This is a genomic window from Bradyrhizobium sp. CCBAU 051011 (assembly GCF_009930815.1).
In the GTDB taxonomy this organism is placed as follows: Bacteria; Pseudomonadota; Alphaproteobacteria; order Rhizobiales; family Xanthobacteraceae; genus Bradyrhizobium.
In genome coordinates, this window is sequence record NZ_CP022222.1 from 6,218,396 (window position 1) to 6,240,294 (window position 21,899).

Below are 21,899 nucleotides of genomic sequence, written 5' to 3' on the forward strand. Positions count from 1 at the left end.
GGGGCGCCTGCGCTCCCTTTCGTCATGTCAGATAACTGTAACAATCAGCGGCTAAGGCGCTACTGAAGAAGTGAGCGTCAATCTTGGGCACCAGCGCAAATCAACCCGGTCACGCCGGCTCGGAGCTTGACGGCGCGCTGTCGCAATGCCGATCCGCCTTTATCGCCATCGCCGGGTTCAGTGCGATCCTCAATATTCTGGCGCTCACCGGCTCCATATTCATGATGGAGGTCTACGATCGCGTGTTGCCCAGCCGGAGCGTTCCGACGCTGATCGGCCTCCTGATCCTGGCGATGACGCTCTATGTTTTTCAGGGCCTGATGGATGCGCTTCGCGGCCGGCTGCTGGTCCGTATCGGCATGCGGCTCGATCAAATCATGTCGGATCGTGTCTATTCGACGGTGATGCGCCTGCCCATCCAGGCGCCGAAACGCGGCGCGTCGATCCAGCCGCTGCGTGATCTCGACACCATCAGGAGCTACTTGTCGGGGCCGGGGCCGACCGCCTTCTTCGATTTGCCGTGGGTACCGTTCTATCTCGCGATCTGCTTTGCCTTTCATGTCTGGATCGGCGTCACCGTGCTTGCAGGTGCGCTCGTTCTGGTATCGCTGACGTTGCTGTCCGAACTGCTGGCGCGGAATTCGTCGCTCGATTCGAACCGGGTCGGCAATGAGCGGGCGCGGCTTTCCGAGACCAGCCGGCGCAATGCCGAAGCCTTGACGGCACTCGGCATGACAGGTTGGGTCTCGCGTCGCTGGCAGACCCTAAATCGCCAGTTCCTGTCGGGGCTCAACCAGTCGAGCGACCTTGCCGCGGGGCTCAGCGCGGTCGGCCGCTCGTTCCGCATGATGCTGCAATCGGGTGTGCTGGCTGTCGGCGCCTATCTCGTCATCAATCAGCAGGCGACGGCCGGCGTCATCATTGCCTCGTCAATCCTGTCGGCCCGTGCGCTCGGTCCGGTCGATCTCGCGATATCGCACTGGCGCAGTTTCGTCGGAGCCCGGCAGGCGCGCCAGCGTCTCAATCAACTTCTCGCCTTGCTGCCGATCCAAAGGGCGCCGACGGCGTTGCCCAGGCCGCAGCGAAGTCTCAACGTCGATAATGTCAGTGCTGCACCGCCGGACGTGCAGCGGGCGGTTGTGCAGGAACTGACCTTTGCGCTGAAGGCCGGCAGTGGTCTTGGGGTCATCGGTCCGAGCGCGTCCGGGAAATCGTCGCTGGCGCGCATTCTGGTCGGGCTGTGGACGCCGGCGCGCGGAACTGTCCGGCTCGATGGCGCGACCCTTGATCAATGGATGCCCGACGACCTTGGCCGGCACATTGGCTACCTTCCCCAGGACGTCGAACTGGTCGAAGGCACAATTGCCGAAAATATCTCGCGGTTCGATCCTGAGGCCTCGCCTGACGGCATCATCGCGGCCGCCAGAGCCGCGGGCGTCCACGAACTGGTTCTGGGTCTGCCATTGGGCTACGACACCCCGATCGGCGAGCAGGGATCGGCGCTGTCAGCCGGCCAGCAGCAGCGCGTTGCGCTGGCGCGGGCCCTGTATGGCGATCCGTTCCTCGTCGTGCTCGATGAGCCGAATTCAAATCTCGATGTCGAAGGCGACGAGGCATTGACGCAGGCCATTCTCAATATCAGGGCCCGCGGCGCAATCGTGATTGTGGTGGCGCATCGCCCGAGCGCGCTCGCCGGCGTGGATTATGTGCTGGCGCTCAACGGCGGGCGGCAGCAGGCATTCGGTCCCAAGGACGAGGTGTTGGCAAAGGTGTTGCGGCGTGATGCTGCGCCTGCCGCCCCGAAAATCGTTCACGCAGCGGCGCAGGGACGGCCATGATGACCGGCACCAGCGAAATCGACGCACGCCCGTCAATCCGGCGCCATATCGTTTTCGGACTGGCCGCGGTTATGCTCGTTGCCGGAGGCATCGGCGGATGGGCTGCGACCACGGATATTTCGGGGGCGTTGATCGCAGCTGGAAGCGTGGTTGTGGAGTCGAGCGCAAAGAAGGTGCAGCACCCGACCGGCGGCGTGGTCGGTGAGATCGCCGTGCCCAATGGCAAGACCGTCAACGCCGGCGATTTGCTGTTGCGGCTGGACGAGACGATGACGCGGGCGAACCTGCAGATCGTTTCGAAAACGCTGGACGAGATGACCGTGAGGCGGGCGCGGCTGCGCGCCGAACGCGACGGTGCCCGCGAGGTCGCCTGGCCCTCCGAATTTCGCGGCAGGCGCGACGAACCGGGCATTCTCGAGTTGATGGCTGACGAGGAGCGCCTGTTTCAGCTCCGCAACACCACGCGCCTTGGCCAGAAGCGGCAATTGGGCGAGCGGATCGCGCAGCTGACCCAGGAAGCGTCCGGCGTCGCCGCGCAGCAGGCGGCGAAATCCCAGGAAATTTTGCTGGTCGAGCGCGAGCTGAAAGGCGTTCGCGAACTGTGGGAAAAAAATCTGATCCAGATCAACAGGCTCACGACGCTTGAGCGGGAGGCGGCGCGGCTCGATGGCGACCGCGCTCAACTCGTGGCAGCGGAAGCCCAGGGCCGCGGCAAGATCGCTGAGATCGAGCTGCAGATAACCCAGATCGATCGCGAACTGGCGAGCGAAGTCGGCCGCGAGTTGCGCGAGATCGACGGCAAGGCGAACGAGTATGCGGAGCGAAAGGTCGCGGCCGAAGACCAGTTGCGTCGGACGGACATCCGCGCGCCGATTTCCGGCACGGTGCACGAGTTGAATGTTCATACCGTGGGCGGCGTGATCAGCGCCGGCGAGCAGCTCATGCTGGTCGTGCCCGCCTCGGATCGGCTCACGGTGGAAGCCAGGATCGCGCCGCAGGATATCGATCAGGTCAAGATCGGACAGGCCGCAGGCTTGCGCTTTTCCGCCTTCAATCAGCGCACGACGCCGGAGATCAGCGGCACCGTCAGCCGCGTCTCGGCAGATGTGACTGCCGAGCAAAGAACCGGAATGACCTACTACACGGCGCGGATTGCGATAGAGCCGCATGAAATCGCGCGTCTCGGAGACGTCAAGCTGGTGCCGGGAATGCCGGTCGAGGTCTTCATCAAGACCGGCGATCGTACCGTGGGCTCTTATCTGACCAAGCCGCTGTTTGATCAGGTGGCGCGGGCCTTTCGCGAGCGCTGATGGCAGATTTGCTCGAAAATTGGGGCAGACGAATGCAAGCTGTGAATGGGTTCCAATGGCAGCCAACCTTGTAGTGTCGCGGCCGCCGTTGTCTTTTTATCGTCCGCTATCAATATGATCCGACGGATATAGCCTTATTCCTGGAGGTTGCCCATTGAGGGGCGACCATTGCTGGCGGTATCCGCATCCAGCGTCGGCCCGGCTTCCCGTAATTTTACTGTCACGAACCTTTTCCGGGTTTCAGCATTTGCTAGGATGGGCTGCTCGGGGCCCTAGACGGGGGTGTCTAATGACGGGACTTGCTCAATTGGCTGTAACACCACGTGACCGCTTTCTTGAGGCGGCACAAAAAGAGCTCGCCGCCTTCGAGCGACGAGAACGCGAATTTTCCAAGCAGGAACGCAAAGAGCGGGCGGCAGAACTGCGGATCCCCGCCGAAAAGTTTGAGCCACACTAGGCAGGGGCTTTTAACAGAAGTTGACCGTCTCCTGAGATGCATCAAGGGATGAACTTTGGCCGCCTTCCGGGGCGGCCTTTGCATTTTAGCAACCCGGCGCCCAGATGCACGCGTCGTCCAGCGTGGACCGGATTGTCCAGTTCGACTTGGTTCGGATTATTGATTGAGCTGGGTCATCATTTCGATTTTCAGGACAAGCACACGCGCAGCCTCAAGACGAGCGATGCCCGCATCGCGCGCAGCCGGGCGGGTAGGACGGCACGATCTGGCTCCCGTGGACCACGGTGTCGGACCATCGACTGCCGGCGGATCGGTCGATCTAAGCTGTCAGATTGTTGTGCTTTTCGGAGTCTGGCTGGGGAACCTGGATTCGAACCAAGACAAACAGAGTCAGAGTCTGTTGTGCTACCGTTACACCATTCCCCAATGGATTATCCAATATAATCAATAGTTTATTTGATTATCTGGATAGATTGCCGGCGGCGGGATCCGGACAAATCACCGCGCCAAAGGTTGGCGTCGTTCTACCCGCTTGGTCCTGTCTTTGGCAAGCGTGGAAGAGGGCGCATTTTGGGCTTCCGCCATTCGGGTTTGAAGCATTGGAAGCTCAAGCGGCCGTCACTTCTTGCGCCTTTGACGCCATCGGGCGCCCACCGGCTCGGCGTGCATGTCGAGCGCTTGGTCCGCAAGGAACCGCCGGCCAAGGGCTCCCGCACCGGCCTGACGGCCTACACGCTCCTGATCGACGGCGAGCCGGCGGGCTCGATCCAGACCCAGCTCGCCTTCAACAATTTCATCTCATGGTCCGGCCTCGACATCGGCCGCGACCGCTCCAGCCCGGTCTCGCATTACGAGGCGCCGTTCGAATTCACCGGCCAATTGCTGCGGGTGACGGTCGACATGCATGAGGACCAAAAGCTGGACGGCGAGGGAGTTGGGACGGCGGAGATGGCGCGGCAGTAACCGCCGCACCGTCATTGCGAGCGCAGCGAAGCAATCAGCGAGCGCGGAGGCATGGATTGCTTCGTCGCTTCAGCGCAAAATTGCTTTGCAATTTTGTCGCGAGCTCCTCGCAATGACGTGGAGAGAGCGCTACTTGATCTTCTCATACGCTGACGCAAAGTCCGCGAGCGGCATCGGGATCGCAATCGTTTCCTTGGCGAGATTCTGGAACGAGACCTTCAACTGTTTGCCGGATTTCAACGCGGTGAGCATCTCGGGCGCGATCTGGAGGTTGGCGTAGCAGCCGCGGGCCTCGCAGGTCTGGATCTGCAGGTCGGACGCCTTGCCGTCATCGACCTGGAGCTTGGCGCCGGCCGGCAGATTGAGCCCGAGCGGTAGCTGGACGAGGCCGACCGGCGCGCGGGTTTCGGCTGATACGCGGATGTTGATCAGCACGATCAACTGGCCGGTCTTGGTCAGAACGGCGCTCTGCTCGATCGCGCATTCCAGCGGCGCACCGCGGCTGGCGCTGCTGCACCGCGCAATCCAGCCAGGAGGGGCGGGCATATTCGCTCCCTCGGCCGCAGCCGGCGTTGCTTGCGCGACAGGTGAGGGGTTCTTGGCTCTGGGTGCCTGGGCGTGGCTTTGCGCGCAAAAAGAGAATAATATCGCGATTGCAATCGTAAGCTTTACAGCAATTGTCACGATCCAGCTCCGAAATGAACATCATTCGGATGTGCTGGTTGCAACCTAAAGTCAAGTCATTCGGCCGCCTGCTTGACCGATCCGTGGGTGTGCGAATGCACATCATGGTTAGGATTGGACGAACGTCCCCACTGCGCAAACGCGTTGGAAAGCCGGTCGAGATAGAGATAGACCACCGGCGTGGTGAACAGCGTCAGCGCCTGGCTGACCAGCAGCCCGCCGACCATGGCATAGCCCAGCGGCTGCCGGATTTCCGAGCCCGTTCCGGTGCCGAGCATCAGCGGCACGCCGCCGAGCAGCGCTGCCATCGTCGTCATCATGATCGGACGGAAGCGCAACAGCGCCGCCTTGCGGATCGCGGCTTCGGGCTTCAGGTTCTCGTCGCGCTCGGCCGTGATGGCGAAGTCGACCATCATGATGCCGTTCTTCTTCACGATGCCGATCAGCAGCACGATGCCGATCAGCGCGATCAAGCTGAAGTCGAACCCGAATAGCATCAGGATCGCGAGCGCGCCGACGCCGGCGGACGGCAGCGTCGACAGGATCGTGATCGGGTGGATGTAGCTTTCGTAGAGGATGCCGAGGATCAGATAGACCACCACCAGCGCGGCAAGGATCAGCAGCGGCACGGTGCCAAGCGACTGCTGAAACGCCTGCGCGGTGCCCTGGAAGCTCGAATTGAGCGTTGCCGGCGCGCCGAGTTCGACCATCGCCTTCTGCACCGCGTCGGTGGCCTGTCCCAGCGCCACGCCCTGTGCGAGGTTGAAGCTGATCGTGATCGCCGGAAACTGGCCCTGATGGCTGATCGATAGCGGCCGCACCGGCACGCTGGTCCAGGTCGCAAAGGTCGACAGCGGCACCTGGTCGCCAGTCGTAGGCGATTTCACGTAGATCTTGTTCAGCGTGTCGAGGCTGCCCTGCAGCTCCGGCAACACCTCCAGCACCACCTTGTAGGTGTTGAGCTGGGTGAAATACTGCGTCACCTGGCGCTGGCCGAACGCATCATACAGCGTATCGTCGATCAGCTGCGGCTGGATGCCGTAGCGCGCGGCGGTATCGCGGTTGATCTTGAGCTCCAGCGTGGTGCCGTTGGTCTGCTGGTCGGTGGCGACGTCGCGCAGCTCGGGCACCGTCTGCATCTTCGCCAGAATCTTCGGCGCCCATTCGTTCAGCTCGGCGAGGTCAGCGTCCTGCAGCGTGAACTCGAACTGGGTTCGCGTCGGCCGGCCGCCGAGCCGCACATCCTGCGCCGCCTGCATATAGAGGCGGGCGCCTTCAACTTTCTCCAATTGGGGACGGAGGCGCGCGATGATCTGCTGCGCGTTCGCCTTTCGCTCCTCGCGTGGCTTCAGCGTGATGAAGAGACTGCCATTGTTCCCGGCGCGCCCGCTGCCGCCGATCAACATCGCGACCGAGGCCACGTCCGGGTCGGCCTGCACGATCTTTCCGAGTTCCTCCTGACGCCGTTTCATCTCGGCAAAGGAGATGTCTTGGCTGGCTTCCGAGGTGGCCGTGATCAGGCCGTTATCCTGCTGCGGGAAGAAGCCTTTTGGGATGATGACGAACAGGTAGACCGACAATCCAAGCGTGGCGAAGAAAACCATCAGCGTCGTGAGCTTCCAACGCATCGCTAGATCGAGGCCCCGCTCATAGACGCGCAGCATCGCATCGAAGCCGCGCTCGCTCCATTGATAAAACCGGCCATGCCTGGTTTCCCCGTGCGCGCGCAGGAAGCGGGAGGCCATCATCGGCGTCAGCGTCAGCGACACGATCATCGACACGAAGATGGTCATGGCAAGCGTCACCGCGAATTCGCGGAACAGCCGCCCGATGATGCCGCCCATCAGCAACAACGGGATCAGCACCGCGACCAGCGAGATACTGATCGAGACGATGGTGAAGCCGATCTCGCGGGCGCCCTTGAAGGCGGCGGCGAGCGGCTTTTCGCCTTCCTCGATATAGCGCGTGATGTTTTCCAGCATCACGATGGCGTCGTCGACCACGAAGCCGACCGCAATCGTGAGCGCCATCAGCGAGAGGTTGTCGAGCGTATAGCCGAACACCCACATCAACGCGCAGGCGCCGAGCAGCGCCAGCGGCACCGTGACCGTCGGGATCACCGTGGCCCAGAAGCTGCGCAGGAAGATGAAGATCACCATCACGACCAGCGCAATGGTCAGGAGCAGGGTGAACTGTACGTCCTCCACCGCGGCGCGGATGGTCTGGGTGCGGTCGCTGATCACCTCGATCTTGATCGCCGGCGGAATGGCTGCCACCAGCCGCGGCAGCGTCGCCTTGATCTTGTCGACGGTCTCGATGACGTTGGCGCCGGGCTGCTTGAAAATCACCAGGAACACGCCGCGCTTGCCGTTGGCCCAGGCCGCCTGTTTGGCGTCTTCCGGCCCGGTGACGGCCTGGCCGATATCGCGGATCCGCAACGGCCCGCCGTTGCGGTAGGCAATGATGACGTCGTTCCAGTCCTTCGAGTCTGGCAATTGGTCGTTGGCGTAGATGGTGTAGGCGCGATGCTCGCCGTCGATATTGCCCTTGGGGCTGTCGACGGTCGTGATCGCGATCTGGCTGCGCACGTCCTCCAGCGAGAGGCCCTTGGCGACGAGTTTGGCCGGGTCGATCTGGATGCGGATCGCCGGTTTCTGCTGGCCGCCGATGATGACCTGGGCAACACCCGAGATCTGGCTGATCTGCTGCGCAAGCTGGGCGTCGACGGCATCGCTCACGGTCGTCAGCGGCAGCGTGTCCGAGGTCGCGGACAAGAGCAGGATCGGCGAGTCGGCCGGGTTGACCTTGCGATAGGTCGGCGGCGAGGGGAGGCTCTTCGGCAACTGGCCGCTGGCGGCGTTGATTGCGGCCTGCACGTCGTTGGCGGCTGCGTCGATCGGGCGGTTCAGATCGAACTGGATCGTGATCGCCGCCGTGCCGAGATAGCTGGTCGAGGTCATCTGCGCGACGCCGGGAATCTGCGCGAGCTGACGTTCCAGCGGCTGCGCCACGGATGACGCCATGGTTTCCGGGCTGCCGCCGGGTAGCGACGCGGAAACCTGAATGGTCGGAAAATCGACCTGCGGCAGCGGCGCAACCGGCAGCAGCGGATAGGCCACCAGGCCGATGAACATGATGCCAGCCATCATCAGCGAGGTGCCGATGGGATAGCGAATGAAGGGCGCGGAGATTCCCTCGCTCATTCGCCGGGAACCTTCGCCTGATCCGAACTGGCGACTGCCGTCGTCACCAGCGTGCCCGGCTGAACCTTGAACTGGCCCGCCGCGATTACCTGCTCGCCGGGCGAAAGCCCGTCATCGACCACGGAGCGGCCGTCGATCGAGCGCATCACCTTGATCTTACGGAGTTCGGCCTTGTTCTCCTTGTTGACCAGATAGGCGTAAAGACCATCGGGTCCATGCTGAACGGCGTCGTCGGGAATCACGGTGGCGTCCTTCAGCGTCGCAATGAGCAGCCGGGTCGAGACCGACTGGCCCGGCCACAGCGCGTGATCCTTGTTGTCGAACACGGCCTTGAGCCGGACGGTTCCGCTCGACGTGTCGACCTGGTTGTTGATGAGCGCGAGCGTGCCGGTGGAGAGCACGCGTTTGCCGTCGGTGGAGAGCGCGATCGTCTTGGGAGGGGAAGCCGCGAGCGCGGCCTTGATATCCGGCAACTGGTCTTCCGGCGCGGTGAAGATCACGGCGATCGGCTCGATCTGGGCGATGGTCACGATGCCGGTCTGCGTCGCGGCATTGACGATGTTGCCGACGTCGACCTGACGCAGCCCGACGACGCCGGAGATCGGGGCCTTGACGGTGGCGTAATCGAGCTGGGTCTGCGCGGTCTCGATCATCGCTGCATCAGCTTGGATCTGCGCGGTGAGCTGCGCGACCGTGGAGCGCTGCGTGTCGGTCTGTTGCCGGGTCGCGAATTCGCCGAGCTTGGTATAGCGCTGCAGGTCGAGGCTGGCGTTGGCGAGGTTGGCTTCGTCCTGCGCCTTCTTGGCCTTGGCCTGATCGAGCGCAGACTGGAAAGGCCGCGGATCGATCTCGACCAGCGTGTCGCCTTCCCGAACGACCTGTCCTTCCTGAAAAGCGATCCGGTTGATCTGGCCGTCAACGCGAGTGCGGACGACGACGGTGTTGAATCCCTGCACGGTGCCGAGACCGGTCAGATAGACCGGAAAATCGGCCTTTTCGACCGTGGCAATCCGCACCGGAACGGCGGCACGGGCGGGCGCGGCCTTCTGCGCTTCAGCTTGCGCCGGATGGTCTCCACTCTGGAATCGCTGCCAGCCGAGGTAGCCCAGCGCGGCGATCGCTACGATCAGCAAAGCCCAACGGATGGTGCGCGACCTCGACATGATTCATCGATTTCCGGAAGTTCCCCAAGTCCTCCGATATAACGTTCGCGCGTTCGCCCTGTACAAACACTAAGGCTTGAGAATCCTAAACAATAGGAAAGGTTGGCCGCCGCGGTGGGCGGCTCGCTGCGTCGCGTACTTCGGCGTGAGTTGCGCACAGGGATGACGTCCGGATTCTGATTGTGGGACTGATTGCGCGTGTTGCAATCGCCCCATCCCCTGCGCTTCCTCACCGGCCCTCAAAGCTGTCGTGAGGGCATCAGCATTGCCGCCATGGATCGACGGTCGGCGAACCGTTCCGCTGATGAAACCACCGGCACGGTTTGGTTGGTGAAAGCTGGACGAACAATCAGCGCCTGACTTTCCAGGATTTCCCGGCGGTCTTTAGAATGCTTGTAAGGGAGGTTAACAGGAACCGGAACGCAAAACTGTTGGTCACCAAACCTGACAAACGAGCTCGGCTACGATGTGCTCTGACCGGAGCGCGACGCCATTCGTGTTCCTGGCGCCTGGACGAAGCGTGAGCATGGTGCTCTCGGGCACGGTTCTAGACAAATTCTAAGGGGCAGTTGGAATGCTGGTCCGCATCGCCAACGTACCGAGCGACTGATGTGGTGGACTTCCGCCGCATCATGGTCGCGGCCGTGTGGAAGATGGCCGCTCCACCGCAGGCGCGGAGCGCCTACGCGCGGCCGTCGAGGGCTAACGACGCCGATCGCCAGTCCAGAATTCATCTCGGCGGCGACCCCGGCTGCATTTCGTCCCGCCGCTGTTTAACCGCTACGCGGCCTCAGACGGCCACCAATTCGGCCTTCATGTCGACAACGCGGTGAGGGGAGATCGCCTCACGGGATTGCAGATCCGGACCCACCTTTCAGTGACGCAGTGCCCGTCGGAACCGGACGAATACGACGGTAGCGAAGTGATAGTGGAGGACCTCTATGACTTACATGAAATCAAGCTCGGGGCCTGGGGCCTCATGCATTATCCTGCGTCTAGGTCGCATCTGGTTACGCCGGTCGCACGAGGTATGCATGTAGCGTCTTTTTTCTGGCTGCAGAGCATGGTACGGGATGGCCACGCCCGCAGCCTCGTCTTCGATCTCGATATCGCGATCCAGGCCCTGGTAGAGCGGCTCGGGCGAGACGACCCTGAAACGGTCAAATTGACCAATCGCAACCTGATCCGCTACTGGGCCGAAGAATGAACAAGATGACTCTTTCTCGCGTGACGACATTGGTGATGATCTCGGCGCTGGCGATGCTGTCGCTGGCGGTGCCGTCGTCCGCCCAGCAGGGCATGGCCCCTCCTGTAGCGCCAACGGCCCAGCAGGCGCCCGCCGTATCGCAATCGCAGCCTCCGGCCGCGCTGCCCCAGGCAGCGGCTCCGCAGGCCGCGCCTTCGGACGCGGCTGCGACGCCGGCCGAGCGCGAGGGTAAATTGCTGAAGGCGGCGGCCGCGGAGCTCAAGGAATTGTCGCCTTGGTCGATGTTCAAGTCGGCCGACGTGGTGGTCAAGGCGGTCATGATCGGCCTTGCCTTTGCTTCGCTGGTGACCTGGACCATCTTCATCGCCAAGATGCTTGAGCTGACCGTGGTTCAGCGCAAGGTGCGCTCGGCGCTGGCCAAGATCGCGGACGCGCGGTCGCTGGCGGAAGCGCAATTCGCGCTCGGCGCCAGGGGCAGCGTGCTGGCGTCCTTCCTTGCGGCAGCAATGCGCGAGGCGCGGCTGTCGGCGGGCATATCGAGCGATGCCGGCATCAAGGAGCGCGCCGCATCGAGCTTTGCCGAAATCGTGCGCGCCGAAGCGCGGCGTATCAGGCTCGGCATGGGCCTTCTGGCAACCATCGGCGCGACATCGCCCTTCGTCGGCCTGTTCGGCACCGTCTGGGGCATCATGAACAGCTTCATCGGTATTTCGAAATCGCAGACCACGAACCTCGCCGTGGTGGCGCCCGGCATCGCCGAGGCGCTGCTCGCGACCGCCATCGGATTGGTTGCTGCAATCCCCGCCGTTATCATCTACAATCACTTTTCTCGCGTGACCAAAGGCTACATGGAGTTGGTCAGCCGCGCATCGGGCGCTGCGGCGCGGCTGTTGTCGCGCGATCTTGACCGCACCCATGTCAGTTCGCATTCCCGTACGGCGGCGGAGTAGGCGATGGGCGCCTCAATCGCAGAACATGACCACGATGACGACAGCGATTTTGCGGAATCGCATGAGATCAATGTCACGCCCTTTATCGACGTCATTCTCGTTCTCCTGATCATCTTCATGGTCGCGGCGCCGCTGTCCACCGTCGACCTGCCGATCGATCTGCCGACATCGACCGCAACTCCGCAGAAGAAGCCGGACAAGCCGACTTATGTCAGCATTAAGCCGGACCTCTCGATTGCGATCGGGGAGGATTTGGTCAAGCGGATCGATCTGGTGCGCTCGTTAGATGCGATGCCGGACAGCAAGGATCGTCATATCTTCATTCGCGCCGATCGCGCGGTACCCTACGGGGAGTTGATGGTCGTGTTGGAGATACTGCGCTCCGGCGGCTACTCGAAAATCAAACTGGTGGCGCTGGAAGGCGTTCCTGATGCGGCGGCGGCGCAGGCAGCGCCGGCAGCGCCTTGATCGGCCTTGACGAACATAAGCCATCCCGGCGGCTCTGGATTTTTGCCGCCGTGACGGCACTTGCGCTTCATGCCGGGGGAGCGGCGCTGGCCATCGCGCATTTGCAAGCTGAAGTAGACGCCGACGATGCCGTAGGTGCGTCGGCGATCGAGGTTGGAGTTGAACTTGCATCGGCCAACCGTGAAGACATCAACCTGCCTCCCGGTCCGGATACCGAGGCTGCCGTAGCATCGCCGCAACTCGCCGAACAAGAGGCCGAGGTTAAGGACACCGAACTGCCGCAGGACAAGCCGACCGACGTCGATGATGCGGACCGCGCGGTGACACCGAACAAATCGGAAAAGCCGAAGGAGGAGGATACGAAGCTTGCAGCGGTGCAGACGCAAGCTTCGCCGGAATCAGCGGCGCAAGAGGCAATGGCAACGCCTAACCTTGACGGGCGTCGTGAAGACACGGCCAAGGCGCCGAAATTGGGCATCGGCAAGAGCGTCGAGCTCGCGAAAGTGGCGTGGGAAAAGAAGGTTGTTGCTCATTTCAAGAAGTTCCTGATGTTTCCGGACGGCGCAAAGGTGAAAGGCGCGGCGTTGAAGCTCGAGCTTGAGTTTGACCGCACGGGTCACGTTCTTTCAGTTAGCGTCGCCGAAGGTTCTGGTCTGAGCGCTTATGACGAAGCTGCTCTGAAAATGGTCCGACGGGCGGATCCTGTACCGAAGCCGCCGCCGTTGGTCGCAGATCTAGGGTTGACTCGCACTTTGCCTGTCACGTTCAAGGACGCAAAATAAGTCGATAGTTCTGCTTTGCCAGTGATGTCGGGCATGATCGCCGACGAAGGTCTGACCTTCACCCCGCCGGTGATCTTCCGTGTCAAGAACAAGAGATGACGCCGCGCATTCTCTCCATCGTGCTAGATCGGATAATGCTGCGGTCCGGTCTCGATCGTGATCCAGCGCAATTCCGTGAATTCGGCGATGCCGGCCTTGCCGCCGAAGCGGCCGTAGCCTGACGCCTTGACGCCGCCGAACGGCATCTGCGCCTCGTCATGAACGGTCGGACCGTTGACATGGCAGATGCCGGAGTCGATCCGCTTGGCGACCTCGAATGCGCGGGCGATGTCGCGGCCGAACACGGCGGCCGACAGGCCATACTCGGTGTCGTTGGCGACGCGAACGGCTTCGTCCACGCCGTTGACGCGCACGACAGAGACCACCGGACCGAACGACTCCTCGCCATAGATGCGCATCGACGAGTTGACGCCGTCGATCACGGTCGCCGACATCAGCGTGCCCTCGCTGCGTCCGCCGGCAACGACCTTGGCGCCCTTGCTGACGGCGTCGTTGATCAAGGCCTGGATGCGGGCCGCCGCATCGGTGCCGATCAGCGATCCCAGCGGCGCATTGCCCTTGCGCGGATCGGCCGCGACCAGCGATCCGGCTTTCGCCGCGAGCCTGGTCACGAATGCGTCGGCGATCTTCTCGTCGACGACGAGGCGCTCCGTCGACATGCAGATCTGGCCCTGGTTCATGAAGGCGCCGAAGGCTGCGGCGGCTACCGCTGCGTCGATATCGGCATCGTCGAGCACGATCATCGGCGCCTTGCCGCCGAGTTCGAGTAGCGCCGGCTTCAGATACTTCGCCGCCACCTGCGCGATGATGCGGCCGACGCGGGTCGAGCCGGTGAAATTGACGCGGCGCACGGCGGGATGGCCGATCAGCATTTCGATCAGGGCAGGGGCATCTTCCGGCGCGTTGGTGATGACGTTGAGCACGCCCGGCGGCAGGCCGGCGTCGCGCAGGCATTCGGCGATCAGCCGGTGGGTGCCCGGGCAGATCTCGGAGGCCTTCAGCACCACGGTGTTGCCGCAGGCCAGCGGCAGCGCAATGGCGCGCACGCCGAGAATGACCGGTGCGTTCCACGGCGCCATGCTCAGCACCACGCCCGCCGGCTGGCGCACGGCCATGGCGATGCAGCCCGGCTTGTCCGAGGGAATGACCTCGCCCGCAATCTGCGTGGTCATGGCGGCGGCTTCGCGCAACATGCCGGCGGCAAGGTGGACGTTGAAGCCGGCCCAGCCCGCGGTCGCGCCGGTTTCTGCTGCCATCAGCTCGATGAACTGCGGCGCCTTCGACGCCAGCAGATCGGCAGCCTTCAGCAGGATCGCGCGCCTTGCGTTCGGGCCGGTGGCGGACCATGCGGGGAAAGCGGCCGCGGCGGTGTCGGCCGCGCGCTTCGCATCCGCGATCTGGGCTGCCGCAGCGCGGCTTGCGACATCACCCGTGACGGGGTTGAGCCGATCGAACGTCGCGCCGTTTGACGCCGGGACATCCTTGCTCTCGAGCAGCAGCGTGATTTCGTGCATGACATTCTCCTTCGGGCGGTGGCGTTACGATGACGGTGTGGCGGTGGCCGGCGGCACGCCGCCGAGATAGGCCCGCTGGACGGCGGGATCGGACTTCAGATGATCGGCGCTGCCGTGGCCGACGATGATGCCGTTTTCGAGCACATAGCCGCGGTCGGCGATCCGCAAGCTTTCCTGCGCGTTCTGCTCGACGAGCAGCAATCCGACGCCGGCCTCGCGTACCCGCAGCAGGGTGGCGAACAATTCCTGCACCATGGCAGGCGAGAGACCGAGCGACGGCTCGTCGAGCAGCAGAATATCCGGATTGGACATCAGGGCGCGGCCGATCGCGAGCATCTGCTGCTCGCCGCCGCTCATGGTGCGCGCGATCTGGGCGGCGCGTTCGCGCAGGCGCGGAAACAGCGAAAACACCTGCTCGCGCCGCGCCGCTTCGCCCTCGCGAGCGCGCTTTGGATTGGCGCCGAGCAGGAGGTTTTCCTTCACCGTCAGATCGCCGAAGATGCCGCGGCCCTCGGGCACCAGCGCCAGTCCGCTTTCGACGATGTCGTGCGGGGGAAGCACGGATATGTTACGGCCGCCGAGGCTCACCTGCTTGCCGGGCAGCGTACGCACAACGCCTGCGATGGCTTTCAGGAGCGAGGTTTTGCCGGCGCCATTGGCGCCGAGGATCGTGACGATCTCGCCGCTGTTGACATGGAGCGCGACGCCGTCGAGCGCGCGGTGCAGGCCATAGGCGAGGCTGAGATTTTTGACCTCAAGCATCCGCAGCCACTCCGCCGAGGTAGGCCTTGACGACCGCGGCATCGCTCAACACGTCCGCGGTGGCACCCTCGGCAATCTTGCGTCCGCTGCTCATGACGATGCAGCGGTCGCACAGGGCGCGCACCGCAGCCATCACATGCTCGACCAGCACGATGGTGATCCCTTCCGCCTTCAACGACCGGATCAGATCGATGCCGATTGCCAGCTCGGAGGGATTGAGGCCGGCGAGCCATTCGTCTAGCAGCAGCAATCGCGGCTTCGCGGCGAGGGCGCGCGCGAGTTCCAGGCGCTTGCGGTCGATATAGGTGAGGTCGGCCGCGGGCCGCCGGCCGTGCCCGGCAAGGCCGACGCGATCGAGCAGCGTATCGATCCGAAGCTCGGCTTCGGCGGCGGGCAGATGGGGTCTCTGGAACGCCAGCCCTGCCTTGATGTTCTCGTGGCAGTCCATGCCATCGAGCACGCGGACGAGCTGGAATGTCCGGGCAAGGCCAAGCCGCGCGATCCGGTACGACGCAAGGCCCGCGATGTTCTGGCCCATCAGGCGGATGGTGCCGGCATCGGGACGCAACACGCCCGATATCAGATTGAGCGCTGTCGTCTTGCCCGACCCGTTGGGACCGAGCAGGCCCATGATCTCGCCTTGTCCGACCGAAAAGCCGAGATCGTTCACCGCGACCAGCCCGCCGAACGCGCGCCGCAGGCCGTCGATTTCGAGCACGGTCGTTTGGGTGCCCTGGCTCATGCGGCTACCCGTTGCGTGGTTTTGCCGGCAGACGTCGTCGACAGCTTCTCGAACAATCCGGCCACGCCCCGCGGCAGCATGTAGACGATCAACAGGAAGATGCAGCCGAGGATGATCGTGAACGTGTTGGGAAAGCGCGCGCTCAACAGTTCGAACAGCAGCGTCAGCGGCACGGCGCCGAGCACCGGCCCCCACAGCCGGTGCGCGCCGCCGAGCAGCGCCATGATCAGCACCTGAAACGAGATCATCGAATTGAAGGCGATCGACGGCTCGATATAGGTCCAGCGCGGCGCCATGATCGCGCCGACCAGCGTCATGACCGTGGCGCTGATCGTGAACAGGGCGACTTTTGCGAAGGTGGTATTGATCCCGCAATGCTTTGCGACGGTCTCGTCCTCGCCGATCACGCGCAGCGCAAAGCCTAAGCGCGAGCGCGCGATCAGCCAGCCCAGCAGGAACACCGCGGCGGTCAGCACCAGCAACTGCCAGTAAATATCGGCCTGGGTGATGTTGACGAAGACATAGCGTCCGAGCACGCGCGACTTGTTGACCTCGAACCAGACCACGAGCTGGCGGATCAGCTCGGTGAGACCAAAGGTAAAGATGACGAAGTAGACGCCGCTCAGGCGCAGCGTCGACAGCCCGACGATGGCGGCGACAATGGCGCCGAGCGCCGCGGCGGTCAGCAGCACCAGCGGCCAGGGCAGGATTTCGCCGAGCACCGCGACGGTATAAGCCCCGACGCCAAAGAAGGCGGTCGTGGCCAGCGAGACATAGCGGGTGGGCCCTGAGAACATACCCCAGGCCGTCGCCAGCACGGTGTATTGCAGCAGGCTGATGGCAAGCGCGAGATAGTAGGCGTTGCCGAGACGGGGGACGAAGGCCAGCAGCGCGATTGCTGCCAGCGAAAGGAAGCCGAAGCCAGCGATACGCGCGCTCATCGCGTCGCCCTGCCAAACAGGCCGGCCGGCTTCACCAGCAGCACGGCGAGAAACAGCGCGAAATTCACCGCAAGCGTAAGCCCGGGATCGACATAGGAGGCAACCAGCGCCTCGCTGAGGCCAAGCGCCAGCCCCGCGATCAGGCAGCCCAGCATGTTGCCGACGCCGCCCATCACCACGACGATCAACGCTTTCATGGTGAAGACCACGCCGGATGATGCGCTGAAGGTGAGGAATGTGCTGACCAGCACGCCGGCCGCGGCGACCAGCGCGCCGCCGAGCGCAAAGGTCAGGGCGGACGCCTGCGGCACATTGATGGCGACAAGCTGGGCCGCGAAGGGATCGACGGCAACCGCGCGTATCGCCGTGCCGGCGCGGGTGCGTGTCAGCGCGGCATAGAGCGCGAGCCCAAGCACGATGGTGATGCCAAGCGCGGTGAGGCGGTTGGCGGCGACCGTCTCACCGAGAAACTGCACCGGGAAGGCCAGGAACGAATAGCTGTAATAGGCTCCGCCGAACAGTGCCAGCATCGAGCCCTGAATGACGAAGGTGAGCCCGAAGGTAGCGAGAATGCTGTCGACCTCGAGCGCGTCGCGGTTCGGCGCGCGGCGCACCAGCGGGGTCAGCAGTATCTTGTAGATCGCAAAATTGAGCACGAAGGCGAGGGGAACGACCAGCGCCAGTCCGACAAAGGGACTGACGGCCCAGCCCGTGAACAGCCAGTGCGATGCAAAGGCGGCGGCGATCAGGAACTCGCCGTAGGATAGGTTCATGATGCGCGCAACGCCGTACTGGAGCGTGAGCCCCATGGCGATGAGCGCATACATGCCGCCCAGCATCAGGCCGGTCAGAATGGCGTTGGTCATGGCTTGGCCGGCCGCCTCGCTGTCTTGAACGTTACGGCGCCACCCACGCCGGCTTCGGCACGATCGCTTTGCGCGCGCCTTCGTTGCCGGCCGGCGCGATGCCGTAGAACTCGCCATCCTGCCACTGGCCGACCCACCAGTAGCGCGTCGGCATGTTGTTCTCGAGCTTGACCTTGCCGATCACGGTGTCGAATGAGCCGGTCTGCAGATCCTTGATGACAGCGGCGCGGTCGACCTTGCCGACGCGTTCGATCGCCTGCTGCAGCATCTGCAGGCTCGCATAAGTCACCGCGCTCGCCCAGCGGTCCGGCTCGGCGCCGTTGGCGGCGGAGGCCTTGTGGCGAGCGAGGTAGTCCTTGATCGCCGGACTGTCGCCGCTCCAGCCGCCGATGCCCATCACGCCTTCGGTGTTCTTGCCGAACTTTTGCTTGTAGAGCGGGAAGGCGGTGCCGACGCCGGTATAGAACACTTTTGGATTGAGGCCTGCGATGCGCGATTGCTCGGTCAGCGCCAGCGTATCCGGCGGGTAGCTGAAGGCGATGAAGACATCGGGATTGAGCGCCTTGATCTCGTTGACGATCGGCGCCAGGTCTTGCGTGCCGATCGGATAGGTCTTGTCGTAGGCGAGTTTGAACTTCGCATTGGTGAGCGCCGGCCGCGCCGCCCCGGACAGATCGATGCCAAAACCGTCGGCGATGCTGACCATCGCCACCGTGTCGCCGATCTTCTTTTCGTCACGCAATTTGTTCAAGAGTTCGACCAGCGATTTGGCGGCATCCGCTGACGTGCCGAGCAGCCAGAAACTGTTGGGCCAGCGCTTGGCGAGTTCCGGCGCGCGATCGGTCACGGCGGTTGCGGCGAGGTGCGGATAACCTTCGCGGTTCAGCGTCGGTCCAACAGCCAGATTAAGGCCGGTGCCCCAGGGCGGCAGAATGAAATCGACCTTGTCCTGGTTGATCAACCGCTCGAGCGCGCGCACGGCCTCTTCGGCGTTGGAGCGGTCGTCATATTGCACCACCTCGATCGGGACGCGCTTGTCGCCGAGCTTGATACCACCGGCGGCATTCACTTCCTTCACCCACAATTCGTAGTTGGGAATGGTGGTGACGGCGGCGCCGCCGGTATTGGGGCCGGTGCGCGAGATCGCGTAGCCGATCTTGATCGAGGTTTGCGCTTCGGCGATGGCGGCGAGGCCGATGGTGGCGGCGCAAGTTGCGGCCGCCAGCAAGGCGGCACGGCGCGTCAAAAATGTCGTCATGTTCTCCTCCCGGGTGATGCGACCGGCGCCATTGAACTGGCGCTCATGATCGTCCTGACGTTAGGGGACGTTCCGGGAGGCTTGGAATTGGACGAAGCCGGGGAAAGATTGTACTTTTCTGGCAAACGCCCCGGTTCACTGGCGGCGGATTGTCTCAGGAGGCGGGGGCATGTCGGTATCACCAGGACTGAATGGACTGCCGGTCGGCATCGCACTGGCGGTGCGTGCGGAGGCATTTTCGGCGGCGCTGGCGGCCAGATCTTGGGTGATCCGCCAGAGGTCCGAGCGGCGGGCGCATCTGTTGCTGCTGCAATCGGATTGTGGCCGTGCATCCTGGCACGGGACCAGTGTTGCGATGGAAGCGCCGACGCTGCTTTGGCTGCCAGGCAGCACCGATGCGACGATCGAAGTGGGTCCCGGCGCGGACGGCTTCCTGCTATCGGTCGACGACGATTTCCTGATCAAGATTATTGCCGGCACGGCCGAGGCGCTGCATCTGCGCAGGACCACCGAGCGCGTCGCGCTGATATCAGGCGAAGCGCTTCCGCCCTCTCTGGATACGGTCGCCGAATCGTGCCGGGCCATCGTGGCTGAGCTGCGTGCGCCCGGCTTTGGCGGCGCGACACTGATCTCTTCGCATCTGCTTCTGCTATGCCTGCAGCTCTGGCGGCTCAGCGCCTCGCATGACGAGCGTCACGAGGTTGCGGCGCGCGGCGGCGGTCCGGCGCTGGTTGGCAATTTCCTGCAAATGGTCGAACTGCATTACCGCGACGGCTGGCCGGTGGCGCGCTATGCGGACGCGCTCGGCGTCACGTCCGACAAGCTGCATGCGCATTGCCAGCGCGAGAAAAGCTGTGGCCCGCGCGCGATCATTCACGAGCGCCTGGTCCGCGAAGCCTGCACGCGCCTGCAGCAGCTCGATCTTCCCGTCGAGCAGATCGGATACGGATTGGGTTTTCGCGATCCGGCTTATTTCAACCGCTTCTTCCGCAAGTACCGCGGCGCATCGCCGGGAAACTATCGCCGGCAGATAAGGCTCGAGCACGCACGCAGCGGTCCGTCCTATGCGGCGTGGCCATGAGTACGCTGGTGTTAAGCGGCTGTGTCAGCGCCAGTATAAGCGGATGCTGACATAGACAATGGCGAGGCAGGCAAAGATCAGCGCCACCGGAAGCCGTGGTTTGGTCTGAGGTCCGGATGCGGCAGGTTTGGGCCGCGGCGGCGGCCGTCGGAACGCTGTGACGTTGCCTGCCTCCTTGACCGGCTCGGCCGCGCGCGAAGGCAGCTCGGGCGGCGTTCCGGAGCCGCCCATCTCGGCATAATAGCTCTTGTACATGAGCTGGATGGTGGCCTCGGACGCGTCCGCCTCGGTCATCCTCGCCAACAATTGCCGGTAGCCCTCGAGAAAGCTTTGCGCCTCGGCGGGCAGGGCGGAGAAGCCGTTAAGCTTGGCCAGCATTTTCCAGGTCGCGAAATCTGCCCTCGCGCGGGTATCGGCGCGTCGCGCAATCAACATATCGGCAGCTTTTGTCGCCATGGCCCGGGTCGGTTCTTCCCTGTGTTGTTCTATCTGAAGATTAAGCGTTGCCGGTGATGAAGAGAAGCGCGCTCATCACATATCCGATAAGAGTCCGCAGTATCGCCGAAATAACATCAAGATTTAGGCCGAGCTGCGTCCCGATGACGGGAAGCAGGATCAAAAGACCGAGCAGGATCAGCATCCCGTACGGTTCCACGCGCGACAGCGGGTAAGCCAGCACCCGCGGCAGCAGCCCGACGGCGACCCGGCCGCCATCCAGCGGCGGGATCGGCATCATGTTGAAGATCGCCAGCACGATATTGAAGAAGAACATGTTTTTGAGGTTGTCCGCGGTCCATTTGGCGGCGTCTGCCGGCACCAGCGGCATGGCATGGAAGGCAAACGCTGCGATCGTCGCCAGGACGATGTTGGTGGCGGGGCCGGCCAGCGCCACCCAGACCATGTCGAGCCGGGGATGGTTAAGGTTTCGGAAATTCACCGGGACCGGCTTGGCGTAGCCGAACAGGAACGGCGAATGCGCCAGCAGCAGCACGCCCGGCAGAATCACGGTCCCGAACGGATCGATATGCTTGAAAGGGTTGAAGCTGACCCGGCCAAGCTGCCAGGCGGTATTATCGCCGAGTTTGTATGCCACGAAGGCGTGCGCGGCCTCGTGGAAGGTGATGGCGATCAGGACGGGGAGCACCCAGACCGAAATGCCGTAGAGCGTGATGTTCAAGCGGTCTGCCCCGGTTTGCGCGTCGAAGCCGCTAGCCTAGCACGCCCGCGTCACTGGGGAACCGTCTCCTGATATTGCGGCAGGCCGTCATCAAGCCGCACCCACGCCATCTTTTCCGAGACCCAGATGTGCTCAGTCGGCGCAAAGGCGTTGCGGTCGTCGAAGGCGGCGAGCGCCACGCCGACGACGGTGCCGTTGGTGCGCCGGGAAAACAGCCTTGTCCCGCAAACCCTGCAGAATACCCGGTCGAGCGCTTCCGACGACGGATAGCGCGCGGTATCACCCGAGACGGTCAAATTCCGCTGGTCGAACAGCGCACGGGCAAAGAACGGCGAGCCCATCGCCTTCTGGCAGTTGCGGCAATGGCAGATCCGGACGTTGACCGGCTCGCCCTCGGTCTTGAACCTGACCGCGCCACACAGGCATCCGCCTTCTCTGGTCATTGTGTCTCCGCGGCTGCATTCACCGTTCTG

General features: G+C 63.4%; 20 protein-coding genes, 1 tRNA gene and 1 pseudogene. 9 read left to right on the forward strand and 13 right to left on the reverse strand.

The window, feature by feature from the left end:
* Positions 1-83: 83 nt before the first annotated feature.
* The 3 genes from ACH79_RS29045 (at position 84) to ACH79_RS43210 (ending at position 3,605) form a co-directional block, all read left to right on the forward strand.
* Positions 84-1,838, forward strand: coding sequence for a type I secretion system permease/ATPase (locus ACH79_RS29045; RefSeq protein WP_246738185.1), 1,755 nt, complete (start codon positions 84-86; stop codon positions 1,836-1,838).
* A complete protein-coding gene (locus ACH79_RS29050) occupies positions 1,838-3,148 on the forward strand; it encodes an HlyD family type I secretion periplasmic adaptor subunit (protein WP_246738186.1) in 1,311 nt (436 codons plus the stop codon). The genes ACH79_RS29045 and ACH79_RS29050 overlap by 1 nt, the downstream gene beginning before the upstream one ends.
* 289 nt (positions 3,149-3,437) lie before the next feature.
* On the forward strand, positions 3,438-3,605 hold the full coding sequence (locus tag ACH79_RS43210) for a hypothetical protein (RefSeq protein ID WP_202639058.1): 168 nt from the start codon (positions 3,438-3,440) through the stop codon (positions 3,603-3,605).
* Positions 3,606-3,957: 352 nt separating this feature from the next.
* On the opposite strand, the gene ACH79_RS29055 is transcribed toward ACH79_RS43210, so the two are convergent.
* Positions 3,958-4,031 (reverse strand) — tRNA-Gln (locus tag ACH79_RS29055).
* Positions 4,032-4,175: 144 nt separating this feature from the next.
* On the opposite strand from ACH79_RS29055, the gene ACH79_RS29060 reads away from it, so the two are divergent.
* Positions 4,176-4,568 (forward strand): hypothetical protein, encoded by a 393-nt coding sequence (locus ACH79_RS29060; RefSeq protein ID WP_246738187.1) that lies wholly within the window; start codon positions 4,176-4,178, stop codon positions 4,566-4,568.
* A 129-nt stretch (positions 4,569-4,697) separates the two neighbouring features.
* On the opposite strand, the gene ACH79_RS29065 is transcribed toward ACH79_RS29060, so the two are convergent.
* Genes ACH79_RS29065 through ACH79_RS29075 form a run of 3 tightly spaced genes read right to left on the reverse strand, consistent with a single transcriptional unit; the run spans position 4,698 to position 9,618 of the window.
* The gene (locus ACH79_RS29065; RefSeq protein WP_371419293.1) at positions 4,698-5,252 is read right to left on the reverse strand and encodes an invasion associated locus B family protein; all 555 of its coding nucleotides are present in this window, start codon (positions 5,250-5,252) and stop codon (positions 4,698-4,700) included.
* A gap of 56 nt (positions 5,253-5,308) precedes the next feature.
* Positions 5,309-8,455: a multidrug efflux RND transporter permease subunit gene (locus ACH79_RS29070; protein WP_161853992.1), complete on the reverse strand. Its 3,147-nt coding sequence runs from the start codon at positions 8,453-8,455 to the stop codon at positions 5,309-5,311.
* Positions 8,452-9,618, reverse strand: coding sequence for an efflux RND transporter periplasmic adaptor subunit (locus tag ACH79_RS29075; RefSeq protein WP_161853993.1), 1,167 nt, complete (start codon positions 9,616-9,618; stop codon positions 8,452-8,454). The genes ACH79_RS29070 and ACH79_RS29075 overlap by 4 nt, the downstream gene beginning before the upstream one ends.
* Positions 9,619-10,192: 574 nt before the next feature.
* Between ACH79_RS29075 and ACH79_RS29080 the strand changes: the two are divergent.
* The 4 genes and pseudogenes from ACH79_RS29080 (at position 10,193) to ACH79_RS29095 (ending at position 13,025) form a co-directional block, all read left to right on the forward strand.
* Positions 10,193-10,825 (forward strand): annotated as a pseudogene (locus ACH79_RS29080) (Fe2+-dependent dioxygenase).
* Entirely contained in the window at positions 10,822-11,775 is a 954-nt protein-coding gene (exbB, locus tag ACH79_RS29085) for a tonB-system energizer ExbB (protein ID WP_371419294.1), read from the forward strand. Before ACH79_RS29080 ends, exbB begins: the two are co-directional and overlap by 4 nt.
* A 3-nt stretch (positions 11,776-11,778) precedes the next feature.
* Complete coding sequence (exbD, locus tag ACH79_RS29090; RefSeq protein WP_161853995.1) at positions 11,779-12,243, forward strand: TonB system transport protein ExbD; 465 nt, start codon at positions 11,779-11,781, stop codon at positions 12,241-12,243.
* Positions 12,240-13,025, forward strand: coding sequence for an energy transducer TonB (locus tag ACH79_RS29095; protein WP_246738188.1), 786 nt, complete (start codon positions 12,240-12,242; stop codon positions 13,023-13,025). Before exbD ends, ACH79_RS29095 begins: the two co-directional genes overlap by 4 nt.
* 122 nt (positions 13,026-13,147) lie before the next feature.
* Here ACH79_RS29095 and ACH79_RS29100 read toward each other — a convergent pair whose 3' ends face one another.
* The 6 genes from ACH79_RS29100 to ACH79_RS29125 are packed head-to-tail and all read right to left on the reverse strand — an operon-like array spanning position 13,148 to position 19,168.
* Positions 13,148-14,599, reverse strand: coding sequence for an aldehyde dehydrogenase (locus ACH79_RS29100; RefSeq protein WP_161853996.1), 1,452 nt, complete (start codon positions 14,597-14,599; stop codon positions 13,148-13,150).
* Between the two features lie 24 nt (positions 14,600-14,623).
* Positions 14,624-15,361, reverse strand: coding sequence for an ABC transporter ATP-binding protein (locus ACH79_RS29105; RefSeq protein WP_161853997.1), 738 nt, complete (start codon positions 15,359-15,361; stop codon positions 14,624-14,626).
* Positions 15,354-16,103, reverse strand: coding sequence for an ABC transporter ATP-binding protein (locus ACH79_RS29110; protein ID WP_161853998.1), 750 nt, complete (start codon positions 16,101-16,103; stop codon positions 15,354-15,356). The genes ACH79_RS29105 and ACH79_RS29110 overlap by 8 nt, the downstream gene beginning before the upstream one ends.
* A complete protein-coding gene (locus ACH79_RS29115) occupies positions 16,100-17,044 on the reverse strand; it encodes a branched-chain amino acid ABC transporter permease (protein WP_161853999.1) in 945 nt (314 codons plus the stop codon). Before ACH79_RS29115 ends, ACH79_RS29110 begins: the two co-directional genes overlap by 4 nt.
* A complete protein-coding gene (locus ACH79_RS29120) occupies positions 17,041-17,910 on the reverse strand; it encodes a branched-chain amino acid ABC transporter permease (protein ID WP_246738189.1) in 870 nt (289 codons plus the stop codon). The genes ACH79_RS29115 and ACH79_RS29120 overlap by 4 nt, the downstream gene beginning before the upstream one ends.
* A gap of 31 nt (positions 17,911-17,941) precedes the next feature.
* Positions 17,942-19,168, reverse strand: coding sequence for an amino acid ABC transporter substrate-binding protein (locus ACH79_RS29125; RefSeq protein WP_161854000.1), 1,227 nt, complete (start codon positions 19,166-19,168; stop codon positions 17,942-17,944).
* Positions 19,169-19,337: 169 nt separating this feature from the next.
* On the opposite strand from ACH79_RS29125, the gene ACH79_RS29130 reads away from it, so the two are divergent.
* Positions 19,338-20,249, forward strand: a complete 912-nt coding sequence (locus ACH79_RS29130; protein WP_161854001.1) for a helix-turn-helix domain-containing protein — start codon at positions 19,338-19,340, stop codon at positions 20,247-20,249.
* Between the two features lie 24 nt (positions 20,250-20,273).
* Here ACH79_RS29130 and ACH79_RS29135 read toward each other — a convergent pair whose 3' ends face one another.
* The 3 genes from ACH79_RS29135 to ACH79_RS29145 form a co-directional block, all read right to left on the reverse strand.
* Positions 20,274-20,684, reverse strand: coding sequence for a hypothetical protein (locus ACH79_RS29135; RefSeq protein WP_161856634.1), 411 nt, complete (start codon positions 20,682-20,684; stop codon positions 20,274-20,276).
* A gap of 61 nt (positions 20,685-20,745) precedes the next feature.
* Positions 20,746-21,426 carry a site-2 protease family protein gene (locus ACH79_RS29140; protein WP_161854002.1) on the reverse strand — a complete coding sequence of 227 codons (681 nt, stop codon included), beginning with the start codon at positions 21,424-21,426 and terminating at the stop codon, positions 20,746-20,748.
* Between the two features lie 50 nt (positions 21,427-21,476).
* Positions 21,477-21,869, reverse strand: a complete 393-nt coding sequence (locus tag ACH79_RS29145; RefSeq protein WP_161854003.1) for a GFA family protein — start codon at positions 21,867-21,869, stop codon at positions 21,477-21,479.
* Between the last annotated feature and the right edge of the window lie 30 nt (positions 21,870-21,899).

Bases quoted from the DNA above. Each gene is read 5' to 3' on its own strand.
- ACH79_RS29050 (WP_246738186.1), top strand. From the start codon at position 1,838: ATGACCGGCACCAGCGAAATCGACGCACGCCCGTCAATCCGGCGCCAT.
- ACH79_RS43210 (WP_202639058.1), top strand. From the start codon at position 3,438: ATGACGGGACTTGCTCAATTGGCTGTAACACCACGTGACCGCTTTCTT.
- ACH79_RS29070 (WP_161853992.1), bottom strand. From the start codon at position 8,455: ATGAGCGAGGGAATCTCCGCGCCCTTCATTCGCTATCCCATCGGCACC.
- ACH79_RS29075 (WP_161853993.1), bottom strand. From the start codon at position 9,618: ATGTCGAGGTCGCGCACCATCCGTTGGGCTTTGCTGATCGTAGCGATC.
- exbB (WP_371419294.1), top strand. From the start codon at position 10,822: ATGAACAAGATGACTCTTTCTCGCGTGACGACATTGGTGATGATCTCG.
- exbD (WP_161853995.1), top strand. From the start codon at position 11,779: ATGGGCGCCTCAATCGCAGAACATGACCACGATGACGACAGCGATTTT.
- ACH79_RS29100 (WP_161853996.1), bottom strand. From the start codon at position 14,599: ATGCACGAAATCACGCTGCTGCTCGAGAGCAAGGATGTCCCGGCGTCA.
- ACH79_RS29105 (WP_161853997.1), bottom strand. From the start codon at position 15,361: ATGCTTGAGGTCAAAAATCTCAGCCTCGCCTATGGCCTGCACCGCGCG.
- ACH79_RS29110 (WP_161853998.1), bottom strand. From the start codon at position 16,103: ATGAGCCAGGGCACCCAAACGACCGTGCTCGAAATCGACGGCCTGCGG.
- ACH79_RS29115 (WP_161853999.1), bottom strand. From the start codon at position 17,044: ATGAGCGCGCGTATCGCTGGCTTCGGCTTCCTTTCGCTGGCAGCAATC.
- ACH79_RS29120 (WP_246738189.1), bottom strand. From the start codon at position 17,910: ATGACCAACGCCATTCTGACCGGCCTGATGCTGGGCGGCATGTATGCG.
- ACH79_RS29125 (WP_161854000.1), bottom strand. From the start codon at position 19,168: ATGACGACATTTTTGACGCGCCGTGCCGCCTTGCTGGCGGCCGCAACT.
- ACH79_RS29130 (WP_161854001.1), top strand. From the start codon at position 19,338: ATGTCGGTATCACCAGGACTGAATGGACTGCCGGTCGGCATCGCACTG.
- ACH79_RS29135 (WP_161856634.1), bottom strand. From the start codon at position 20,684: ATGTTGATTGCGCGACGCGCCGATACCCGCGCGAGGGCAGATTTCGCG.
- ACH79_RS29145 (WP_161854003.1), bottom strand. From the start codon at position 21,869: ATGACCAGAGAAGGCGGATGCCTGTGTGGCGCGGTCAGGTTCAAGACC.